The sequence below is a fragment of the Ancylobacter sp. genome (genome assembly GCF_965279025.1).
GTDB lineage: Bacteria > Pseudomonadota > Alphaproteobacteria > Rhizobiales > Xanthobacteraceae > Ancylobacter.
Genome location: NZ_OZ257132.1, coordinates 1053678 through 1074647 on the forward strand (window position 1 = coordinate 1053678; position 20970 = coordinate 1074647).

Genomic DNA, 20970 nt, shown 5'->3' on the forward strand with positions numbered 1-20970 from the left:
CCTTAGCCCCGCAGCGTGGCGCCGCCATCGACATAGAGGTCGGCCATGGTGACATGGCCGGCGCGGTCGGACAGCAGGAACAGCACGGCGTCGGCGACATCATCCGGATTTGCCAGTTTTCCCAAGGGGATGCCAGCCTTGAAGGTCTCCGGCGTGCCGGCGATCACCTTTGCGGCGCCGTGCGCGTCCGCCCACATGCCGGTCTGCATCGGCGTCAGCGTCGACCCCGGCGCGACGATGTTGCAGCGAATGCCGTGCGGCGCCAGTTCCAGCCCGAGGCAGCGGGTGAACATGGTGGCCGCCGCCTTGGAGGCGGCGTAGGCGGCCATGGCATGGCGGGGAATGCCGGCGGCGTTGGAGGAAACCACCACCATCGCCCCGCGCCCGCGCGGCTGCATCACCCGCGCCACCGCGCGGCTCACGCGGAACACACCGGCGGCGTTGATGTCGAGCACCCGCTCCCATTCCGCATCGGAAAGGCTGATCACCGGCTCATAGGACAACACGCCCGCCACATGGGCGAGCAGGTCGATGGGGCCGAAATCGCGCTCGATGCGCGTCACCAGCGCATCCACCGCCTCGGTCGAACGCACATCGAGCGGGAAGGCGACCACGGCGTCACCGATCGCGGCGGCCAGCGCCGTCGCCCCGCCCTCGTCGCGGTCGGTGGCAACGACGCGCACGCCCTCCTCCACCAGCTGGCGCACCAGCGCCGCGCCGATGCCGCCGGCCGCACCGGTCACCAGTGCGATCTTGCCGCTCAAACCACTGTCGCGCATGATTTTTCCTCGTCTGCGTCTGCCATCGCCAGCGCCCGCGCCAGCACCGGCGCGATCGCCTGCACTGCCTCCGGCCCGGTGAGATGGGCGTGCAGGCTCGGCACGTCGATTACCGCGACGGAGGCCACATAGGGCCGCCACTGCGCCGGGGAGAGGTCGCGCCCCACATGGTCCAGCGCGGCACGGAAATGCAGCACCGGCCCGTTATAGCGGCGGTGGAAATGCCCGCGCACCAAGCGGTTGTTGCCCGCCACCACCCGCACCACCCCGTCTAGCGCCTCGTCCGGCAGCCGGCCGAGCGGGCTGTCGGAGGCGCGCAGGAAGGCGAGCACCGAGGCGCGGTTCAGCGCCAGCGCCGGCAGGCGGTCCGGGTCATGGCCGGCAATGGCGAGCAGCGCCTTCAGCGCGCCGTCCTCGCCGGGGTCGGGTTCGCCGCGCCAGACATCGCAGGGGTAGGAATCGAGCATCGCCACCACGCCGATGTCGGCGCCGTCTTCCGCCAGCCGCACCGCCATCGCCTGGGCGAGAATGCCGCCCACCGACCAGCCGAGCAGGTGATACGGCCCCTCCGGACGTACTGCGCGCAGGCGCCCGACATAGTCGGCGGCCACCACTTCCAGACTTTCCGGCGGCGGCACATTCGGCACCAGCGCCGGCGCCTGCACGCCGTAGACCGTGCGACGGGGGGCAAGCGCCCGCGCCAGCCGTCCATAGCACCAGGAAATCCCGCCGGCCGGATGGACGACGAAGAGCGGCGGCAAGGCGGGGTCGCCCTCCAGCAGGGTGATGAGCGGCGCCAGCCCCATGTCCCGGTCGGGCGCCTCGGCGTCGAGCAGCCGCGCGAAGCCCTCCACCGTCGGCTGGGCGAACAGCGCGCCGAGGCCGGGATCGCGCCCGAAGGCCTCGCGCACGCGCAGCAGCAGCGCGACGGCACTGAGCGAATCCCCGCCCAGCGAGAAGAAGTCGTCCTCCACCGCCACCGGCTGTTCGATCTTGAGCTGCGCAGCGAACAGCGCCGCCACCTTTCGCTCCGTCTCGCTTGCCGGCAAACGGCTTCCACCGCCGGCGAAGTCAGGCGCCGGCAGGGCGCCGCGGTCCAGCTTGCCATTGGCGTTCACCGGCAGCGCACCGAGCCGCACAAAGGCGGCCGGCACCATGTAATCCGGCAGCCGGACGGTGACCGCCGCCTTTAGCCCCGCGAGATCGGCGCCCGGCTCCGCCGCCACATAGGCGACAATCCGCGTGGTGCCGCGATCCTCGCGCGACAGGATCGCGGCCTGCCGCACGAGGCCGGTCGCCATCACCGCCGCCTCGATCTCGCCGAGCTCGATCCGCAGGCCGCGTATCTTCACCTGGTGGTCGGAACGGCCCAGAAACACCACCGCCCCGTCCGGCCGCCACAAAGCGAGATCGCCGGTGGCGTAGATCCGCTCCCCCGGCCGGAACGGGTTGGGCCGGAAGCGCTCGGCCGTCAGGTCCGGCCGGCCGAGATAGCCGTGCGCCAGCTGCACGCCGCCGAGAAACAGATGGCCCGGCACGTCGTGCGGCTGCGGCCGGCCCTGCGCGTCCAGCACATAGAGCTGCGTGTTCCACACCGGAAAGCCGATCGGCACCGGGCGCGTATCGTCGGCGGCGCCGGCGGGCCAGAAGCTCACATCCACCGCCGCCTCGGTCGGCCCGTAGAGATTGTGCAGCTCGGCGCGCAGCGTCCGGTGGAAGCGGTCGCGCAAATCCGCCGGCAGTTCCTCGCCCGAGCAGAACACCCGGGCCAGCGCCAGCCCCTGCGCCGCCGGCTCGGCCAGAAACGCCGCCAGCATGGAGGGCACGAAATGCGCGGTGGTGATCGCCTCCGCGGCGATGATCCGCGCCAGCGCCAGCGGGTCGCGATGCGCGTCCGGCGGGGCGACGACGAGGCAAGCGCCTGTCAGCAGCGGCAGAAAAAACTCCCACACCGACACATCGAAAGTTGCGGGCGTCTTCTGCAGGATGCGGTCAGCGGGCGTGAAGCCGTAATGCGCCCGCATCCATTCCAGCCGGTTGACGATGGCGCGATGGCTTATCACCACGCCCTTCGGCTCGCCGGTCGAGCCGGAGGTGTAGATCACATAGGCGGCGTCCTCGGGCTCCGGGCCATCGAGCGGCGCCCCTGCGGGCGTGGTTGGCCAGTCGCCGGGCGCCAGCACGGCGGCGGTGCCGTCGAAGCGGTGGGCATCCTCGGCGAAGGCCAGCACAAGCCGGGGCTGCGCCGAATCCAGAATGCGGCCGAGGCGCGCATCCGGCTGGGCGAGATCGAGCGGGAGATAGGCGAGCCCGGCGCGCAGCACCGCGACCAGCGCTACCACAAGCTCGAAGGAGCGCGGCAGCGCCACCGCGACGAGGCCGCCCTCCCCCGTTGCGTTGAGCCGCTCCGCCAGCGCCCGGCTGCGCGCGTCCAGCGTCGCGTAGTCCATCGCCTCCCCGGCAAAGCGCAGCGCCGGCGCGGCAGGAGTCGCCCGCATCTGCGCCGCGATCAGCGCCGCCAGCGTGGTGTCCGGCACGGGATGATCGGTGGCGTTGAGATCGAACACATGTCGGCGTGCCTCCTCAGGCGTGGCGGTCGGCACGTCGTCCAGCCTTTCCGCCGTGCTCGCCGCCTCGATGAAGTGCTTCAGCCGCCAAGCCTGCGCCTCGACCGTGCGCGCGTCATACAGCTCCGGGTTGGCGTCGACCTCCAGCCGCAGCCCGTCCGTGCCGTGCAGGCGGAAGGTGAAGGTGATGTCGTCCACCGGCCCGGTCGACAGCACCTCGAGCCGGCTGGTCAGTCCCTCGAAGCGCGGCGTCTCGTCGAAGGGCAGAAGATTGATTAGCGATCCGTGCAGCCGGCGCTGCCCGCCCACCAGCTTGAGATCGCGGCGCAATTGCTCGGAACGGTAGCGCCCGTGCCGGCGCGCCCGCGTCAGGCTCTTCGCCACCGCGCCGAGATAATCGTCGACCGGTGCCTCGCCGGGCATCGCCACCCGCAGCGGCAATACGTTCATCAGCATCGCCGGCACCCGCGCCGCCGCGCTGCCGAGCCGCGCCATGAACGGCACGCCGACGATCACCTCGGGCATACCGGTGTGGCGCCCGACATAGGCCGCCGCCAAGGCAGTGATCACATCCGGCCACGGAATCGCGGTGCGCTCGCCCACCGCCCGAATCCGGGCGAAGGCGGCAGCGTCGATCTCCACGGCCCGGCGGTGAAAGCGCGGCGCGCTCACCGCGCTGCCGGCGGCGAGGCTCGCCACTTCCGGCCGGTCGGCGAACAGCGCCCGCCAATAGGCACCGTCGGCCTCGCGCCTGTCGCCGGCGCTATAGGCCGCATCTTCCGTGAAGGCGGCGGCGATACCCGGCAGTGCCGGCCCCGGCACGGTGCCCCGCAGGCCCGCATTGTAGAGCTCGGCGACGCGTTGGGTGAGCAGGATCATCCCATAGCCGTCAATCGCGAGATGATGGATGCGCTGCTGCCAGACATAGCGCTGCGGCCCCAGCACGAACAACCGCTCGGCGGCGAGCACGTCCCGCGTCGGGTCGATCGGGGTGGCCATGTCGCGGGCGATGTCGGCCTGCGCAGCGGCCAGCGGGTCGTCCGTGCCGGAAAGGTCGATCACCTCCAGCACCGGGCGCCGGCCCGGGTCAACGATCTGCATCGGGCCCGCCGGCGCGTCGATGATCCGCAGCGCCAGCGCGTCGGCCTCGGTCACCGCCTGCGCCACCGCCGCCGCGAAGGCCTCGCGGTCGAGCGGACCGGTCAGCTCGATGTATTGGCCGGTGTTGAACAGCGGGTTGGCGGGGTCGAGCCGCTGGGCGTACCACAGCCCCGCCTGCGCCTCGGTCAGCGGCTGCGCCGCGCCGGCATCGGCCATCGCGTCATCCTCGCGCACGCTGGCGCGCATCCACCAGCGCCCACCAGCCGTCCAACGTCGGGTTCTCGGCGAATTCGGCGAATTCCAGCTCCAGCCCGCCTTCGCTCCATTTCAGCACGAGATTCATCGCCCGCATGGAATCGAGGCCGAGATCGAGCAGGCTGTCGCCGCCGCCAATCTCCTCGGGGTCCTCATGCAGCATCCGGGCGATGTCGGCGCGCATCTGCCCGCGCGTCACCGGCGCGGCGGGAGTGACGATGCGCCTGATGTCGCCGGGTTCGATCGCCATCACAGCAGCTCCAGAATGGCCGCGCTCATCAGCGGCACGCCGCAGACATCGGCGACATAGGACAAGGCAAGGTCATGCTTGGCGCGGGAGAAGTCCGCCAGCGCGTCCGCCGCCATGAACGGCTCGATGTCGCGCATGAAGGCCTCCGCCGCCGTCAACGCGCAGCCAATATGGGCGTAGACGCCGCAGATGATCAGCTGGTCGCGCCCGCGCGCCCGCATCAGCGTCTCCAGGTTGGAGCGCTGGAACGCGCTGTAGCGGTGCTTCACCAGCACCTTGTCGCCCGGCTGCGGGGCCAGCGCGGCGAGGATGTGCTGGTGCTCGGGCGCGGCACTCATGCCCGGCCCCCAGAGGTCGGCCTGCAGCCCCCGGTCGCGCCGGTCCTGCTCGCCTTCCTGCGCGGTGTAGAATACCGGCACGCCGGCGAGGCGGGCGGCCTGCACTAGGGCGGCGATGTTGGCCACCACCGGCGCCAGGGGCGCCGCATCCGGCACGAAGGGGCGCAGGAAATAGTTCTGCATGTCGTGGATCAGCAAGGCCGCGCGGTCACGCTGCAGCGTCCAGGGCGCGCGCGGCGTGGGCAGCTCACCGGCGCGCGGCAGTTCGTAAGGGGCGATGGTCGGCAGGCCCTTGGCGGCAGAGGTCGCGGTCATTCAGCCCTCCGCCGCGTCGAGGAATCGCCGGCGCAGGCTGGCGCGCAGTTCCTTGCGCGAGACCTTGCCCACCGCCGTGGTCTCGAAGCCTTCGACGAAGACGATCTGGTCCGGCACCTTGAAATCGGCGAGGCCGCGCCCTCTCATCCAGGCCTTCAGCGCCGCCGCCTTCGGCTTGTCGCCCTGCGCGATGATGAAGGCACAGGAGCGCTCGCCGAGGAAATCGTCCGGCAGCGACACCACCGCTGCGTCGAACACATTGGGGTGGCCGAGCAGATGGTCTTCGATCTCCTCGGCGGAAATCTTCTCGCCGGCGCGGTTGATGTGGTCGCCGGCCCGCCCCTGCACGACGAGGTAGCCGCCCGGCAGGCGCTTCACCACGTCGCCGGTGCGGTAGAAGCCGTCCGGGGTGAAGGCACGGGCGTTGGCGCCGTCATTATTGTGATAGGCGCGGATGGTGTAGGGCCCGCGCGTCAGCAGATTGCCCGCCTCGCCCTCCGGCACGGCATCGCCCACGTCGTCAAGGATCAGCACCTCGTCATCCGGGCTGATCGGACGTCCCTGGGTGGAGACGATGGTCTCCTCCGGGTCGTCGAGCCTTGTATAGTTCACCAGCCCCTCGGCCATGCCGAACACCTGCTGCAGCGTGCAGCCGAGCACCGGCTTCACCCGGCGGGCGGATTCAGCGAGGAACTTCGCCCCGCCCACCTGCAGCACCTCGAGCGAGGAGAGGTCGTGCGCGCTTCCCGGCGCCGCCTGCAGCCAGAGCAGCGCCAGCGGCGGCACCAGGCCGGTAATGGTCACGCCTTCGCGGGCGATCAGCGGGAACGCCACTTCCGGGCTGGGCGAGGGCGCCAGCACCACGCGCGAGCCGGCATAGAGCGCGCCGAACACGCCGGGGGAGCTCATCGGGAAATTATGCGCCACCGGCAGCGCCGCGAGATAGACGCTCGACGCGTCCAGCCCGCAGATCTCGGCACTGGCGCGGAACGAGTAGATATAGTCGTCATGGGTGCGCGGGATCAGCTTGGAGAGCCCGGTCGAGCCGCCCGATATCTGCAGGAAGGCGACCTCGGAAGGATCGGCATCCTCCGGCAGCGCGACGGCCGATCCGTCCGGCAGGGCATCGACCGCGGCGAACGGACCGCCCTCCCCGACCACCACGACATGCGCCAGCTCGGGCACCTCGCGCTGCACCTCCTCGGCAAGCGCCCGGTAGTCGAAGCCGTCATGCCGGTCGGCGATGATGTAGCCGCGCGCCTGCGCGGTGCGGGCGAAATGGATGATTTCCACGCTGCGATGCGCCGGCAGGGCATAGACCGGGATCAGCCGGGCGCGGAACAGGCCGAACACCACCGACAGGAACTCGGCGATGTTGGGCAACTGCACCACCACCCGGTCCCCGGGCTTCAGGCCCAGCGCCAGCAGGCCGCGCGCGATGGTCTCGGCGCGGGTCTCAAGCTCGGCAAAGCTCCAGCGTCGCTCGCCGCCGACCACGGCGAGGCGCTCGGGCATCTCCTGCGCGCGGTCGCGCAGGAAGGAGGTGAAGGTCTCGCCCCTCCAATAGCCCCTGGCGCGGTAGCGCGCGGCGAACTCCTCCGGCCAGACCTGTTCGAGCGGTATCACGCAACATCCTCCGCCAGGGAGCGGCCCTGCTCGTCAATGCCCAGCGCGGTCAGCAGGGCGGCGAACTTGGCCGACGTCTCCTCGCCCTCCGCCTCCGGGTCGGAACCGGCGACGATGCCGGCGCCGGCATAGAGCCGCGCCTCGCGGCCGGCAAGCTCGGCGCAGCGTATCGCCACGTGCCAGTCGCCATCGCCGGCGGCGTCGCACCAGCCGACCGCGCCGGCATAGAAGCCGCGCTCATAGCCTTCCAGCTCGGCGATGGCACGCGCGGCCGGCAGGCGCGGCGTGCCGCAGACGGCGGGGGTGGGGTGCAGCAGCAGCGCGAGGTCGAGCGCCTGGAGCCCGGTTTCGCGCAGGCGCCCGGCGATCGGCGTGCCGAGGTGCCACATGCTGGCGGTGGAGGTCAGTTCGGGCGCCTCCGGCACGGCAAGTTCGGCACAGTGGGGCGCAAGCTGGTCGAGAATGGCTTCCACCACCTCGCGATGCTCGCGCCGGTCCTTCTCGGACGCCAGCAGCGCGTCGGCCGCCGCGCGGTCCGCCTCGGGGTCGCGCGCCCGGCGGGCCGAGCCGGCGAGCGGGTGCGAGGTCACCGTCGCGCCGCGCCGCGACACCAGAAGCTCGGGGCTCGCGCCCACCAGCGTGCGCGGGCTGGGCCCCGCGCCCAGGGGGACGCAGAAAGCGGTGACGCTGGCATCTTCCGACAGGGCCCGCAGCAGCGCGCTGGCATCGATCGACCGGTCGGCGACGAGCTTCAGGCTGCGAGAGAGCACGATCTTGCGCGGATCGTCCGTGCCCCCGGCCATCCGCGCCAGCGCGTTCGCCACCGCGCTTCGATAGGCCGCAAGCGAGGGCTCCGGCGTCACCTGCCAGCGCGGCGCCACGCGCGCGGCCGGGCGCACCAGCGCCGGCGGGGGAAAGGCGGCGGCAAGGCGCGCCCGGCCGGGGCTGCGCGAGAGCTCGGCCGGGCGGTAGAGATGGACCGGCACCTCTGCCCGGAAGGGCAGCGCGCCGACGAGGAGGGCGGGCGCATCAATCGCCGCGTCGAGAAGACGCCGCGCCCGCACACCCACAGATTCGGGCCCGGCCTCGATGAGGCCGGCGCAGCCCCGCGCGACCAGCGTCTCATGGGCGGAAACCAGCGCAAAGGGCAAGGCGGGGGCGAAGGCCGCCTCGCTCAAGGCTGCCGTCTCCGCGCCATCGCGCATGCGCTTCGCTCCAGGAGAGACCGTCATCGAGAGACCGTCATCGAGAGACCATCATTGAAAGGCCGGGCTCCGGCTTTGGCCGATCAACGTTTGGGCCGATCAACGTTTGCGCCGATCAGGGCTTGATGAGGGTGACGGTGTCGCCATAGGGGTCGACCATCGGCACCGGGCGCGCGCGGGGAGCCTCGCCCGCCGGCGCGGCAGCCGGCGTGGCACCAGGCGTGGCGGCTGCGCCTGCGGCGGGGGGCGCGGGCGGGCGCGGGCGGCCGGCACTCTTCAGCTTGTTGGAGACATAGGCATTGCCGGTGGCGGCATCGACCGCGACGGTCTGCGGCATCGAGCCGGTGACGATGTTGGCGACCGGCTCCAGCGTCTTGGTGTCGACCAGCGAGGTGAAGCCGGCCTGCCGGTTGGTGACGTAGAGCAGGCTGCGCTGCGGGTCGATGGCAAGGCTGAGCGCGCCGGCACCGGTGGAAATTTCCTTGATGATCTTGCCATCCTTGGCGTCGAGCACCGCGACCTCGCCGGAGCCCTGATTGGCCACGAACACCTGGTCGCCCGAAGCGTCATAGATAAGGTTGATGGAGCCCTCGCCGCCGGTCGGGAAGCTCGTCACCTTCTTGCTGGCGAGGTCGACCACATGCACCTCGTTGCTCTCCATGGCGGAGAGGAAGAGGCGCTTGCCCTTGGCGTCGAGCGAAATGCCGGTCACCGAACCCGGCAGGTTGTCGATCGTGTCGACGACCTCGTTCTTGGCGCCATCGATGATCCATACCGAGGAAGGGGTGTCGCGACGGCCGGTCACGGTGACATAGGCGCGGTTGGCCGCCTCGTCGACGACGACCTCGCGCACATGCGCCTTCTCGCCCTTGGCGATCTTGGCGACGACCTTGCCGGTGGCGAGGTCGATCACCGCCAGCGAGCCGTCGCGGGTCTGGGTGCCGTACAGCGTCTTGGTGGCGTTGTTGATGCCGAGGCCGAACACCGGGTCGTCGCCGAGCGCGATCGTCTCCCTGGTCTCCAGCGTCGCGGGGTCGAGCGCGTAGACGAAGGTCTCGTTCGCCCCGCGCGCGCCGGCGGCGGCGACATAGACGCGGTTCATCGGCGCGCTGAACACCAGCTCGTACAGGCCGTCTCCCGGCTTCACCGATTTCACGAATTCCGGGTCGGCAAGGGCCGCCCCGGCAAGGCCGAACAGCGCGACAGAGGCAAGGGTGACCCGGGCAAAGGTGGCCCTGTGAAGGGCGAGCGTCCGCAGGCGGGGCCGGGCAAAGGTCGCGTCGTTCGGCATGAAGTATCTCCGTTGATGAGAGCGGGTTGTTCCGGACGGCGCCGCCCCCGGCGAGCGGCCCGTCAGTCGAGGCTTATCCAGTTGGGTCCCTCGACCGGCACGGCGAGGAAGCGTTCGTTCACCTCCGCCACCGTGCGGTCGACATCGAGCCCGGCAAAGCGTTCGGGGTGGATCCACTTCGCCAGGATCTCGACCGTGAACAGGTCGAGCGGCGAATTCAGCATCTGGTGCGACAAGCCGTGGACGCGGTGGTCGCGCACGGCGGCGAAGCCGGCAAAGCCGGGGCGCGCCACCACGCCCGCCAGGGTCTCGCGCGCCCGTGCGGGGCTGTATTCCGGCCCGATCAGCAGGCCGGCGGTGCCTTCCATATGGCTGCCACCGGTGGCGATGTAGACCTGCGGGTCCTGCGCGATGACATATTCGAGGTTGAGCTTGCCGAAGGCGCGCGGGATCACCGCCGCGCCGATATTGGTGCCACCCACCGCCTCGATGATGTCGCCCACATTGCCGCGCCCCGGCGAATTGCAGCAATCCGCCGTCATCGCCGCGTGCGGCTCCAGGAAGACGCGCGGGCGTTCCGTGTCCGGCGGCCCTTCGAGCTTGGCGCGCACGGCGTCGATGCGGGCGCGGCGGAAGGCGAGAAACGCCGCTGCCGGCGCGGTTGCGTCGGTGGCAGCGCCGAGCAGGGTGAGGCTCGGCTCCAGATTGGTCAGCGGATGGGTGAAGAAGTCGATCACCACCACCGGGATGCCCGCCGCCTCGATGCGGGCGCGCTCCTCCGGTGCGGGCTGGGAGCCGAGCGAGAACACCGCGAGGTCGGGCCGCGCTGCCACCACCTGTTCCACCGACAGCGCGCCGGCCGAGCTCGCGACCTTGGCGAGCGTCTCGATCGCCGGGAATTTCGCCCGGTACGCCTCATAGGTGCGCGCGCCGATGCGGTTGATGTCGCGCGGCCACGCCGCCAGCACGCTCACCGGGTCGCGGTGCAGCAGCGCCAGCGCGATGAGGAAGCGTCCGTCGTCGATCAGCAGCCGCTTGGCCGGTGCGGCCAGCGTCACCTCACGCCCGGTGACGTCCGTCAGCGCGATCTCCGCCCGTGCCGGCAGCGTCGAACCGGACAGGAGAGCGGCCAATACCGCCAGCCCGGCCGCGACGCGGCGTGTGGAGGCGGCAATGTCGGCACGGAAGCGGCGGAGCATGGGCGGAAAATACCAGCGGGAGGCGCAATGGATGCCGCCTAATCCCTCCGCCGCGCCCGATCTGTCAACTAAACATTTTGTAATTGCTTGTTTTTAATTAGTCTAATTTAGAAATAATAGTGGCATCTGCTCCGTTTTACTTAAAGTCATGCGTCTCGTCTTGACCTGACGTCATCACAACGCTGTGCAGTGCGGCGCGGCTGAAAGGGACGTGTCGCCTAACCGACGCAGAATCCTGCAAATATCCGCGCCGAGAGGGCGATACGGCCCATGCCTCTCGATATCGCGAGGGCGATTGGCTAAAGGAGGTAAGGCTCCTGGCCGGCGGCAGGGCCCCCCGCTTTAATCCGGAGTGAGAGCCACATGCGCGTCGCGATGATCGGTACAGGCTATGTCGGCCTGGTCTCGGGCACCTGCTTTTCCGATTTCGGCCACGACGTCACCTGCGTCGACAAGGACATCTCGAAGATCGAGCGCCTCAAGGCGGGCGTGATGCCGATCTTCGAGCCCGGCCTCGACGATCTGGTCGCCCGCAATGTCGCCGCCGGCCGGCTGCGCTTCACCACCGACCTCACCGAAGCGGTCGAAGAGGCGGAGGTGGTGTTCATCGCGGTTGGCACCCCCTCGCGGCGCGGCGACGGCCATGCGGACCTCTCTTATGTCCACGCCGCCGCGCGCGAGATCGCCCGCGCCGCGAAGGGCTTCACCGTCGTCGTTACCAAGTCGACCGTGCCGGTCGGCACCGGCGCCGATCTCGAACACATCATCCGCGAGGAAACGCCGGCCGCCGACATCGCGGTCGTCTCCAATCCGGAATTCCTTCGCGAGGGCGCGGCCATCGAGGATTTCAAGCGTCCCGACCGCATCGTCGTCGGCACCGGCGATCCCCGCGCCCGCGAGGTGATGAGCGCGCTCTACCGCCCGCTGTCGCTGAACGCCGCGCCGCTGCTGTTCACCGAGCGGGCCAATGCCGAGCTGATCAAATATGCCAGCAACGCCTTCCTGGCGATGAAGATCACCTTCATCAACGAGGTGGCGGATCTGTGCGAGAGGGTCGGCGGCGACGTGCAGGAAGTGGCGCGCGGCATCGGCCTCGACCGCCGCATCGGGCCGAAATTCCTGCATGCGGGGCCCGGCTATGGCGGCTCCTGCTTCCCCAAGGATACCCTCGCCCTCACCCGCACCGCGCAGGAGGCGGGCGCCCCTATCCGTCTCATCGAGACCGTGGCCACGGTGAACGAGACCCGCAAGGCGGCGATGGGGCGCAAGGTGCTGGAGGCGCTCAGCGTACCCCCGCGCGGCGCCACCGTCGCGGTGCTCGGCCTCACCTTCAAGCCGAACACCGACGACATGCGCGACAGCCCGGCGATCAACATCGTCCAGTCGCTGGTCGACCGCGGCGTCAAGGTCCGCGCCTATGACCCCGTGGGCATGGAGGAGGCGCGCAAGGTGCTTCCCGAGGGCATCCACTACGCCACCGGCGCCTATGAATGCGCCGAGGGCGCCGACTGCCTCGTCATTGTCACCGAATGGGATGCCTTCCGCGCCCTCGACCTCGACCGGCTCAAGGCCCAGCTGCGCAGCGCCATCGTCGTCGACCTGCGCAACATCTACCCGCCGGAAGACCTCATCCGTCGAGGCTTCACCTATGTCGGCATCGGCCGGGGCGAGCCCTCCAAGGGCTGATCCCCGCCGGAACAGCGCCCCGCCCTCCGCGTTTGCCTTTCAACGGCGTTGCGGGGACGGTGGGGAGAAGTGGCGTGAGCAAGAGACGGGCACTCTGGAGCGCAGCGCTGTGCGGCGCCGTGATCGGCGCATTGGCCAGCGCCGCACTGCCCGCGCTGCTCGGCCGAACCTCGGGCCCGGCGGGTGTACGACCGGCTGGCAACCACGCGAACCCGGCCGCGGCGCTGGAGGCCGCGCGCGGGCGCATGGCGGTCGACCCCACTCAGATTCCCCGGCGTGGCTGGCGCGATATTCTCACCCGCACCTTCAACGAGTTCCTCGCCGACCGCGTCCTCAGCCTCTCGGCGGGCGTCACCTTCTACACGCTGCTGGCGACCTTCCCCGCGCTGGCGGCGATCGTGTCGCTCTATGGGCTGTTCCTCGATCCGGCGTCCATTCGGGGCCAGCTCGAAGCGGCGTCGTGGCTGCTGCCATCCGGCGCCATCGAGGTGATGCGCGACCAGATCGTGCGGCTGGCGACGACGGAGAATTCCAGCCTGGGCTGGCGGTTCGCGTTTAGCCTGGCAGCCGCGCTGTGGAGCGCCAATGCCGCCACCAAGGCCATGATCGAGGCGCTCAACATCGCCTATGAGGAGGAGGAACGCCGTTCCTTCCTGATCTTCACGTTGGTCACGCTCGGCTTCACCCTCGCGGCGGTGCTGTTTGCGGTCATCGCCCTCGCGGCGGTGGTGGCGCTGCCGCTGGTGCTCGACGCGCTCTATTTGCCCAGCGGCACGGAGCGGCTCATTTCGGTGCTGCGATGGCCGGTGCTCGCCGTGGTCGTGGCCGTCCTCGTCACCGTGGTCTATCGCTTCGGCCCCTGCCGCCAGCGGCCGAAATGGCGGTGGGCCAGCATGGGCAGCGCCGTCGCCGCCCTGCTCTGGCTGGCGATGTCGGCGGGCTTCTCGTGGTATGTCAGCCACTTCGCCTCCTATGAGCAAACCTATGGCTCGCTGGGCGCGGTCATCGGCTTCATGGTGTGGATCTGGCTGTCGGTGACGGTGATTCTCCTCGGCGCGGAACTGAACGCCGAGATCGAGCACCAGACGGCCATTGACACCACCACCGGCGCGCCGCTGCCCATGGGCATGCGCGGAGCCCGCATGGCCGATACGCTCGGCGAGGCGCAGTAGGCGGCCCATAGCCGTTTCCGCGAGGTCTCGCGGGCACGATCATGGTCGGATGGGGGAGGTAACGGGGAAGGTGTTGGGATCAGCTCTGGCGGATGAGATATTCCGCGGAACGATCAACTCTCTGAAGCGAGTGCCTGGTGGAGCCGAGGTCCACCCAACTCGTGTCCTTCTGCAGTTGCTGGCGTCCTGGGAAGCCTAGTGTCTATGGGGTTTTGCGCCACCTTCGTACGCTCGATGTTTGTTGACGTTTGCCGGAAGCATCGTAATTTGTTGGGGTAAATGTTGGGGTAAGTTGGGGTGCCGGATGGCTCGCGAGGTGAACAAGCTGTCGGCGCGCGGGGTGGCAAGCCTCAGTAAGCCAGGCCGGCATTCCGACGGCGGCGGGCTCTATCTCGTGGTTGATCCCAGCGGAGCTAAGCGGTGGCTGTTTCTGTTCCGCTGGCAGGGCAAGTTGAAGGAAATGGGATTGGGCGGGGCTGCGTCGGTCTCCTTGGCTGTGGCCAGGGAGAAGGCCGCTGAGGCACGCAAGACCGTCGCTGCCGGCGAAAACCCAATTCTCGTCCGCCGCGCGGAAGAAGCAGAGAAGAGCGCCGCCGTCACATTCGGCGCGTTCGCGGACCAACTCGTTGACGACATCAAGTCGGGCTTCCGAAATGAGAAGCACCGCTGGCAATGGAAGCACACACTTGAGGTCTACGCCGCCAAGCTCCGCCCCATTCCGATTGGCGACGTGACCACCGAGAACGTGTTGGAGGTGCTGCAACCCCTTTGGCAGACGAAGCAGGAGACGGCCTCCCGGCTAAGAGGCCGTATCGAGCGTGTCTTGGATGCGGCGAAGGCCAAGGGCCACCGGGCGGGTGAGAACCCTGCCCGGTGGCGTGGTCACCTCGACAACCTTCTGCCGCGCCGTCAGAAGCTCCAGAGGGGCCATCACCCTGCGATGCCCTATGCCGATGTGCCGGCGTTCATCATCGATCTGCGCAAGCGCGAGGCCGTCGCAGCACTCATGCTGGAGTTTACGATCCTCACCGCTGCCCGCTCCGGCGAAGTCGTCGGAGCCAGATGGGAGGAGATCGATCCCAAGGCGAGGACTTGGACAATCCCTGCATCCCGCATGAAGGCCGGAAAGGAGCATCGTGTTCCGCTTAGCGACAGGGCGATGGAGATCCTCGATGCGGCTCAGGTGATTCGACGGGAGGACGGCTTTGTTTTCCCCGGCCCCCGGAAGGGTAAGCCACATTCGAACATGGCGATGCTGGCACTCCTTCAGAAGCGCATGGATCTTCCGACAGTGACCGTTCACGGCTTTCGCTCATCTTTCCGCGACTGGGCCGGCGAGCGCACGGCATTTCCTCGCGAGATTGCCGAAGCGGCGCTGGCCCACGTCGTTGGGGACGAAGTCGAGCGCGCCTACCGTCGTGGCGACGCGCTTGAGAAACGGCGAAAGCTCATGGATGCATGGGCTAAGTTTATTGGGGCAAGACCGGCGGAGAACGTCGTTCCCTTGGTCAGAAACGCTTGACCGACGCCCGCTGAAACGGATGCATGTCCCAAAGATTGGCGTATGCTTCGCCCTGGAGGAAGAGTTTTCCTCGAAATGTGGAGAAGGCCGATGAACAGAAGGTCTTTCTTACTCGCATTGTGCGGTGCGGCGACGACAGTAGCCGGGATCGCTGCACTTAGCCCGATGATAGCAGCTCCCGCCGAAGCAACTCCGCTAGATGCACTGAAAAGCGCCGTGCCTCCGGAAGAGACGGGCGCGGACGGACCGTATGGCGTGGCACCAGATGGCACCCCGGCGGACAGCACATACTGGGTATGGAGACGCGGACGCCGCTACTGGGTAACGCCTCGACGCCGGTGGCGGCGGCGGCGCGTATGCCGCCAAGTTAGAGTGAGGGGCGGCTGGCGGACGCGCTGTTGGTATCGATAATCGCGAAATGCGATGCAGTGTGCCCCGAGAGTTGGACTGTGTGGGGATTATGAAGCAACGTTTCATTGAGGAATTCTCCGCGCGCCACGGCATCGGAGCCGACGCGGTGGAGAGTTTGCTGAGCGCTGTAGTCGCCGGCAGAGGCACAATGGCCCAGTTCAGCCATCCGGATCTCGGGGGAATGGGTCAGTGGTCGCGCGGTGGCATGATCATGGTTGGCGACATGTTCAACCAGGATCTTAAGTACCGGGTGGACAGGCTGTGCACGGAGATTTCTGATGCGTTGATGCAGAATCCCGCACTGGCGGCCGAGTCCCGGCCGCCCACATCTGGCTCCAGCCTTTCCTCCCTGGGAGCTTGGTGGCCCGAGGAATTCGGCAATCCGAGTTCCTCGGGCGCGCAGAACGACCTGAGCTACGCCTTCTTTCCTGCGGCACGGCGTCTCGTGGTGGAGAGCGCCGGCGCTCAGACCATTTACGATACTGGGGAGCACATGATTTCTGGGGTTTCGCAGCAGCAGGGCGGCGACCAGTCGCTGAGTTTCTCAAGCCAGTTCGGACTGGTGAGGCTTGCCGAGCTGCCCCGGATTGACAGTGCGAAACAAGTCGCTGGTGGGACGGGCGACGAACCGGGAAATCACGGCCAAACCACCAGTGCTCCGCCACAAGGCGTAGCGACCTCGCTTACCCCCGAAAAGAACGCCGTTCCCTTCTCAAATTCAGCCCCTCCGGCTTCCGGTAATGAAACGCGCGGCGTTGGCGACATTTTCACCATGATCGAACGTCTCGCCGACCTGCATTCCAAGGGCATTCTGACCGAAGAGGAATTCACCGCGAAGAAGGCCGAATTGCTTGATCGGCTTTAGCTAGGCGGGGAATTCTCTGTCATTCAAATCTCTGCGCTCGGTAGCGACCATGTCGTAAATCCGCTTGCGCGTCTCGGAGCCTATTGCCTTGTGCCAATCGGGCCGGGCCAGCGACGCGACTTCGTGATGCGCGCAGCCGCCCTGATATTCCTCCGATGCCGGTTGAGCCAGGTGAGAACGGATCAGCTACCGCCGAACCAAATTCGCCAGTTGCCGCTTAACCCTGGACAAAAAGGAGTGCCCCCATGTCTGATGCAGTCCAATTGATCGAGCTTGACGAGCGCATTGCAGCGGCGCGTCAAAATCTATCGGAACTCACCGAGCAAGCAGCAGCCTTCTCAGGCGCCAGCGATGAAGAACGCGCGGCCGACCGCATCGCGCAGCAGCAGGCGATATTGGACAACCTTATTCAGCAAAGGGAAGCGTTGGCCGAATAGCCGTCGTGGATGGCGGTGCAGGCGGCGGCCTCTTGCCGGCATAGCCGGCATCGCCATCACTCTCGACTCGCCCCTGGCATCGCTGCCGCGCAGGAACTGCGGAACCTTCGTTCTCCTCCGCCGAGGCCGTTCAGATCATCGGCGCGCCGCCAGTAATGGCGATGGTCGCGCCGGAGACGTAGCTAGAGAGCGGGTCGGCGAGCATCACGTAGGCCGTGGCAAGCTCCGCTGGCTGACCGGGACGCTTCATCGGCACTTGCTCGCCGAAATGCGCCACCTTCTCCACCGGCATGGTGGCGGGGATGAGCGGTGTCCAGATTGGTCCCGGCGCGACCGCATTGGCGCGAATGCCCTTTTCCGCCAGCATCTGCGCCAGCCCTGCGGTGAAGTTCTGGATTGCCCCTTTGGTGGTGGCGTAGGCAAGCAGCGTGGGGTTCGGCTTGTCGGAGTTGATTGACGCGGTGTTGATGATGGCGCTGCCAGGCTTCATGTGCGGCACCGCCGCCTTGGTGAGGTAGAACATCGCGTGGATGTTGACCTTGAAGGTCAGCTCCCATTCCGCGTCGCTGATCTCGGAAATGTCGGTGAAAGTGGCTTGGTGCGCGGCATTGTTGACGAGGATGTCGATGCGGCCGAACGCCTCCACTGCCTTGTCCACGAGCGCCCGGCACTGGGCCGCGTGCTGGATGTCGCCCGGCACCAGCACCACCTGTCGACCGGCCTCGCGCACCAGCTCGGCAGTCGCCTCGGCGTCGTCGTGCTCGTCGAGATAGGAGATCAGGACGTCCGCGCCTTCGCGCGCATATGCCAGCGCCACGGCGCGCCCGATGCCGCTGTCGCCGCCAGTGATGAGAGCCTTCATTCCGTCGAGGCGGCCGGAGCCTTTGTAGCTGTCCTCGCCATGGTCTGGACGGGGCAACATCGCCTCAGTCCGTCCGGGCACCGACTGCTGCTGCTCCTCGAACGGCGGGCGCGGATAATCGAGCATTTGCAGGGCTCCCATGGCTTAACGTCGACGAGGAACGTTGGCCAACGGACGAGAAGCATGTTGGTTCCAGGACGAAAAGCGACACCAATCCGGCCTCATCTGATTGTCACTGCAAGCCCTTCGCCGCAGTCCGGCATAGGTGTGCCGCGAACGCGAGCCCACACGACCGCGATTGTTGGATTGCGGCAGCGCTTAGATGGACGCGGCATTTGACCAATGGGAAGTTCGTGGCGCCCCGAAGTGGGCGAGCGTCCACCGAGCAGATACCTCGACCAGCGAACGGCGATGACGGTGCCGGGGCTCGCATCAGGAACCTGTCGCGAAGCCCAGGCTCGCGACGTGATCCTGCCACGGTCTTGGCCTAGGGCGAAATAATCATGAGCCCGTCCCGCCTGCCGCCGCCTGACTCCAGTGCCACCACCGCCATCATCGCCGCGTCCGATGCGCTGCTTGACCGAGATCCGTCGCGTATGCAGGCGGCACGGGCGGCCATGAGCGCCGTACGTGACCGTATGGCAATCGATGGCGCGGAGCCGGAGGCGCTCGCCCGCCTATGCCGTCACATCCGAGAGATCGACGCTCATCTGCGGCGGGGGTGCCAGACGCGTCTTAAGCTCGTGGCCGACGATATCGAGTAGGTACAGTAGATCGCTCCAGCCATGGGCCTCGCAGACATAGCGCAGGTCGCTCATACGCTCGCAGATCACGGCCCCTATGCTCTCCGTCTCGGGCAGAGCTTCCCCGTCCGTTGTGGTCCTCGCCGTCATCGCCGCCCCCGCAGCTAGAGTGATTGATCAGATGCCACCTGTGGTAGGCCTGATCGTCCGCCGGAACTGCAAGTTCTGCAAGCCCTCTATTTTGCTACGTATCCCTCTGCGCCGCATTTTGTCAGGCGCCCGTAATATTCCGTAAGATATCAATCTTCCCCGCCGCCGCTCTTGACGGTTGTCTTCCGCTGATGACGACCCTGTGGAGGCTGGGCTGCACTCGTTGTGGATTGTAGACCGCAGGTGCGAAGTCGTAGTCGACGCCATCAGGCTTCAATCTTCAGCTTCCGGCCGGCCGCTGGGCGACGTCGATCTGATGCACGTCTGAACCCACGACGACCGTGATGCGATATTCCTTACCAGTATCGTTGTTAGCCGGGGGCGCGATATGCACCTGTCCGCCGATCCACTCCCCCGGCATAATCGTGTTGTCCTTGAGGACCTGATTTTCCAACACTGCGAGATTTTGCTGCCCTCGCTCGATCACGGAAGCCGTCATTGCCGCATTTTGGTATGCCGCATTGTTCCGGGCGATCGAAGCCGCTGCGGGGCTATAGCCTGAGGTATAAACGGTCGCCGTTCCGTGCGGAGTGTAGACGGTAGATCGGCTATTGTAGTACCCGGCGTTGCTGGCTGATGCCGCATTTGCCCCAGCAGCCACGCCTACGAGGATGGCCGCCATCACTTGGCGTGCCTGCTCTTCTCTCAGTAGATCCTCATAGGTGAAGACCTTAAGGTCGCCAATCGGCTCCCCGCCCGCCATCTGCTCGACAGTGATGTTGCTGACAGAAAGCAGGGTGGAATCGGGCCCGTCGTTGTACGCCGCAATCACATAGACGGGACGCCCGCCAGGGACCATTTCGCGCTTCGCGGGCCGGACGAGCACAATCGAGCGCGGCTTTTTGGAGACGATGGCGGCATTGCCGTCCCGAACTATCGCCTCCTGTCCGGCTGATGGTTTGAAGTGAGCCTTTTCGCTCGTGACGCACCCCGACAGCGCTAGCGAAGCCGCCAGCACGAACGCTAATTTCATTGAACTCTCCCCAACCCGAGCGAGATGCTGGACCATCTGCAATCGAGAGTCGAGGGTGCTATGGGAGGGGTGAGTCGCTTATGGTGGAGATGGCGATGCACATCATTGCAACAGTCGGAATGCTGTTGGCGCTGGCGCAGACGGCTGATGCAGATGGCGGCGGTTGCCGGAAAGACTCACCGCCCGGACAATGCTGCCATATGGATCGCAAGGCCGGGACCAGTCATTGCCACTGAAGCGCCAGGGCTGTGATCAACGCGAGCAAGCACACAAATGCGATCATAACGCGCGCACCCCATCCGGGGTCGGGACCGCCATAGTCGTCTGACTTTTCATAACCGCTCGGCATCGCCCTAACGCTCACCGTTGCGCCATTCCCAGGGCGGCACGAAGTGACCCTGCCACACCCCTCGCCGTGCCGTTCTCGCTGCCTCTTCATCGGCCACATAGTCGAGACTGTAGCGCCTGAAGGCGAGTGCGTGCCCCGAGGCCACGAGCCAGGCGCCCATGTCCTCTCCGCGAACGGTGCAGACTGCAATGGCCCGCCTCCACCGGTCAACGTCGGTCTGCCGGCACGATACCGCCGCGCGCGCGATCCAATCTGCCAGGGCGAGAGCTGCGACCTGACCGCAGCGATACTCTGCTCCATTAGCTCGCTCGCAGAGTTGACGGCTTTCGGCCGCGTCGACTCCGTGCAGGCGGATACGCTGGCCGTGGATCTCAAGGGTATCACCATCAATGACTGAGGCTTGCCCTTGGATCTGCTCGGCGTGGGTGGGATGGCAAAGGACGGCATTCACGAGCGCAGCGGCAGCGGCAGCGGCAGCAATCTTCATCGGCAACTTCTCGGTTCCCGTCACCTCGGAGGCCGGGGGCGCTTAGACTGCTCAATTTTGAGCAGTCTAGCATCGTCAGGGGCTTGGAGGGGTTTGCGTGGTTTGGTGCGGGGGTGTCCAGATCTGGGGAGTCGAGCACCTGTGCCAGGTCGTCGCCTATGCAAACCATCTTCCCCAGCTGCTCTTTCCCGCTGGGTTGAGCTGATCGAGTTGAAGAGGGTTTCGTCTCAGGTTGAACCGAAACCGGAAGGCGGCCGCCCTGAGGCTGGCGTCCGGGCGGCGGCACGTGAGCTTGGCATTTCGGAGCCTGATGGATCTGACTGCGGC

17 protein-coding genes and 1 pseudogene are annotated in these 20970 nt (G+C 67.4%); 5 read left to right on the top strand and 13 right to left on the bottom strand.

Annotation, left to right across the window (positions count from 1 at the left end; translation table 11 throughout):
• Positions 1-2: 2 nt before the first annotated feature.
• The 8 genes from ACQY76_RS04880 to ACQY76_RS04915 all read right to left on the bottom strand — a co-directional run bounded on the left by ACQY76_RS04880 (position 3) and on the right by ACQY76_RS04915 (position 10926).
• Complete coding sequence (locus tag ACQY76_RS04880; RefSeq protein ID WP_428031777.1) at positions 3-779, bottom strand: 2,3-dihydro-2,3-dihydroxybenzoate dehydrogenase; 777 nt, start codon at positions 777-779, stop codon at positions 3-5.
• Entirely contained in the window at positions 761-4693 is a 3933-nt protein-coding gene (locus ACQY76_RS04885; RefSeq protein WP_428031778.1) for an amino acid adenylation domain-containing protein, read from the bottom strand. The genes ACQY76_RS04880 and ACQY76_RS04885 overlap by 19 nt, the downstream gene beginning before the upstream one ends.
• Positions 4668-4952, bottom strand: coding sequence for a phosphopantetheine-binding protein (locus ACQY76_RS04890; RefSeq protein ID WP_428031779.1), 285 nt, complete (start codon positions 4950-4952; stop codon positions 4668-4670). Before ACQY76_RS04890 ends, ACQY76_RS04885 begins: the two co-directional genes overlap by 26 nt.
• Entirely contained in the window at positions 4952-5605 is a 654-nt protein-coding gene (locus ACQY76_RS04895; protein WP_428031780.1) for an isochorismatase family protein, read from the bottom strand. The genes ACQY76_RS04890 and ACQY76_RS04895 overlap by 1 nt, the downstream gene beginning before the upstream one ends.
• On the bottom strand, positions 5606-7231 hold the full coding sequence (locus ACQY76_RS04900; RefSeq protein WP_428031781.1) for a (2,3-dihydroxybenzoyl)adenylate synthase: 1626 nt from the start codon (positions 7229-7231) through the stop codon (positions 5606-5608).
• The gene (locus tag ACQY76_RS04905; protein ID WP_428031782.1) at positions 7228-8436 is read right to left on the bottom strand and encodes an isochorismate synthase; all 1209 of its coding nucleotides are present in this window, start codon (positions 8434-8436) and stop codon (positions 7228-7230) included. Before ACQY76_RS04905 ends, ACQY76_RS04900 begins: the two co-directional genes overlap by 4 nt.
• A 115-nt stretch (positions 8437-8551) precedes the next feature.
• Entirely contained in the window at positions 8552-9727 is a 1176-nt protein-coding gene (locus ACQY76_RS04910; protein WP_428031783.1) for a YncE family protein, read from the bottom strand.
• 62 nt (positions 9728-9789) lie between these two features.
• Positions 9790-10926: an ABC transporter substrate-binding protein gene (locus ACQY76_RS04915; protein ID WP_428031784.1), complete on the bottom strand. Its 1137-nt coding sequence runs from the start codon at positions 10924-10926 to the stop codon at positions 9790-9792.
• Positions 10927-11289: 363 nt separating this feature from the next.
• On the opposite strand from ACQY76_RS04915, the gene ACQY76_RS04920 reads away from it, so the two are divergent.
• From ACQY76_RS04920 to ACQY76_RS04935, 4 genes are all read left to right on the top strand, one after another.
• Positions 11290-12612 carry a UDP-glucose dehydrogenase family protein gene (locus ACQY76_RS04920; protein ID WP_428031785.1) on the top strand — a complete coding sequence of 441 codons (1323 nt, stop codon included), beginning with the start codon at positions 11290-11292 and terminating at the stop codon, positions 12610-12612.
• Positions 12613-12686: 74 nt separating this feature from the next.
• Entirely contained in the window at positions 12687-13784 is a 1098-nt protein-coding gene (locus ACQY76_RS04925; RefSeq protein WP_428031786.1) for a YihY/virulence factor BrkB family protein, read from the top strand.
• Between the two features lie 304 nt (positions 13785-14088).
• Complete coding sequence (locus tag ACQY76_RS04930) at positions 14089-15306, top strand: tyrosine-type recombinase/integrase (protein WP_428031787.1); 1218 nt, start codon at positions 14089-14091, stop codon at positions 15304-15306.
• A gap of 460 nt (positions 15307-15766) precedes the next feature.
• Positions 15767-16582, top strand: a complete 816-nt coding sequence (locus ACQY76_RS04935) for an SHOCT domain-containing protein (protein ID WP_428031788.1) — start codon at positions 15767-15769, stop codon at positions 16580-16582.
• Positions 16583-16615: 33 nt separating this feature from the next.
• Here the strand turns inward: ACQY76_RS04935 and ACQY76_RS04940 are convergent.
• Positions 16616-16723, bottom strand: a pseudogene (locus tag ACQY76_RS04940) (MBL fold metallo-hydrolase); the annotation flags it as partial.
• 104 nt (positions 16724-16827) lie between these two features.
• Here ACQY76_RS04940 and ACQY76_RS04945 point away from each other — a divergent pair.
• Positions 16828-17019: a hypothetical protein gene (locus tag ACQY76_RS04945; protein ID WP_428031789.1), complete on the top strand. Its 192-nt coding sequence runs from the start codon at positions 16828-16830 to the stop codon at positions 17017-17019.
• A gap of 130 nt (positions 17020-17149) precedes the next feature.
• Here ACQY76_RS04945 and ACQY76_RS04950 read toward each other — a convergent pair whose 3' ends face one another.
• The 4 genes from ACQY76_RS04950 to ACQY76_RS04965 all read right to left on the bottom strand — a co-directional run bounded on the left by ACQY76_RS04950 (position 17150) and on the right by ACQY76_RS04965 (position 20643).
• Positions 17150-18007, bottom strand: a complete 858-nt coding sequence (locus tag ACQY76_RS04950; RefSeq protein ID WP_428031790.1) for an SDR family oxidoreductase — start codon at positions 18005-18007, stop codon at positions 17150-17152.
• A gap of 551 nt (positions 18008-18558) precedes the next feature.
• Entirely contained in the window at positions 18559-18714 is a 156-nt protein-coding gene (locus ACQY76_RS04955) for a hypothetical protein (protein ID WP_428031791.1), read from the bottom strand.
• Between the two features lie 340 nt (positions 18715-19054).
• Entirely contained in the window at positions 19055-19807 is a 753-nt protein-coding gene (locus ACQY76_RS04960) for a hypothetical protein (protein WP_428031792.1), read from the bottom strand.
• A gap of 353 nt (positions 19808-20160) precedes the next feature.
• Positions 20161-20643, bottom strand: a complete 483-nt coding sequence (locus ACQY76_RS04965; RefSeq protein ID WP_428031793.1) for a thermonuclease family protein — start codon at positions 20641-20643, stop codon at positions 20161-20163.
• Between the last annotated feature and the right edge of the window lie 327 nt (positions 20644-20970).

Bases quoted from the DNA above. Each gene is read 5' to 3' on its own strand.
- ACQY76_RS04960 (WP_428031792.1), bottom strand. From the start codon at position 19,807: ATGAAATTAGCGTTCGTGCTGGCGGCTTCGCTAGCGCTGTCGGGGTGC.
- ACQY76_RS04890 (WP_428031779.1), bottom strand. From the start codon at position 4,952: ATGGCGATCGAACCCGGCGACATCAGGCGCATCGTCACTCCCGCCGCG.
- ACQY76_RS04895 (WP_428031780.1), bottom strand. From the start codon at position 5,605: ATGACCGCGACCTCTGCCGCCAAGGGCCTGCCGACCATCGCCCCTTAC.
- ACQY76_RS04915 (WP_428031784.1), bottom strand. From the start codon at position 10,926: ATGCTCCGCCGCTTCCGTGCCGACATTGCCGCCTCCACACGCCGCGTC.
- ACQY76_RS04885 (WP_428031778.1), bottom strand. From the start codon at position 4,693: ATGCGCGCCAGCGTGCGCGAGGATGACGCGATGGCCGATGCCGGCGCG.
- ACQY76_RS04910 (WP_428031783.1), bottom strand. From the start codon at position 9,727: ATGCCGAACGACGCGACCTTTGCCCGGCCCCGCCTGCGGACGCTCGCC.
- ACQY76_RS04935 (WP_428031788.1), top strand. From the start codon at position 15,767: ATGAAGCAACGTTTCATTGAGGAATTCTCCGCGCGCCACGGCATCGGA.
- ACQY76_RS04920 (WP_428031785.1), top strand. From the start codon at position 11,290: ATGCGCGTCGCGATGATCGGTACAGGCTATGTCGGCCTGGTCTCGGGC.
- ACQY76_RS04880 (WP_428031777.1), bottom strand. From the start codon at position 779: ATGCGCGACAGTGGTTTGAGCGGCAAGATCGCACTGGTGACCGGTGCG.
- ACQY76_RS04965 (WP_428031793.1), bottom strand. From the start codon at position 20,643: ATGAAGATTGCTGCCGCTGCCGCTGCCGCTGCGCTCGTGAATGCCGTC.
- ACQY76_RS04950 (WP_428031790.1), bottom strand. From the start codon at position 18,007: ATGCTCGATTATCCGCGCCCGCCGTTCGAGGAGCAGCAGCAGTCGGTG.
- ACQY76_RS04905 (WP_428031782.1), bottom strand. From the start codon at position 8,436: ATGCGCGATGGCGCGGAGACGGCAGCCTTGAGCGAGGCGGCCTTCGCC.
- ACQY76_RS04930 (WP_428031787.1), top strand. From the start codon at position 14,089: ATGGCTCGCGAGGTGAACAAGCTGTCGGCGCGCGGGGTGGCAAGCCTC.
- ACQY76_RS04945 (WP_428031789.1), top strand. From the start codon at position 16,828: ATGTCTGATGCAGTCCAATTGATCGAGCTTGACGAGCGCATTGCAGCG.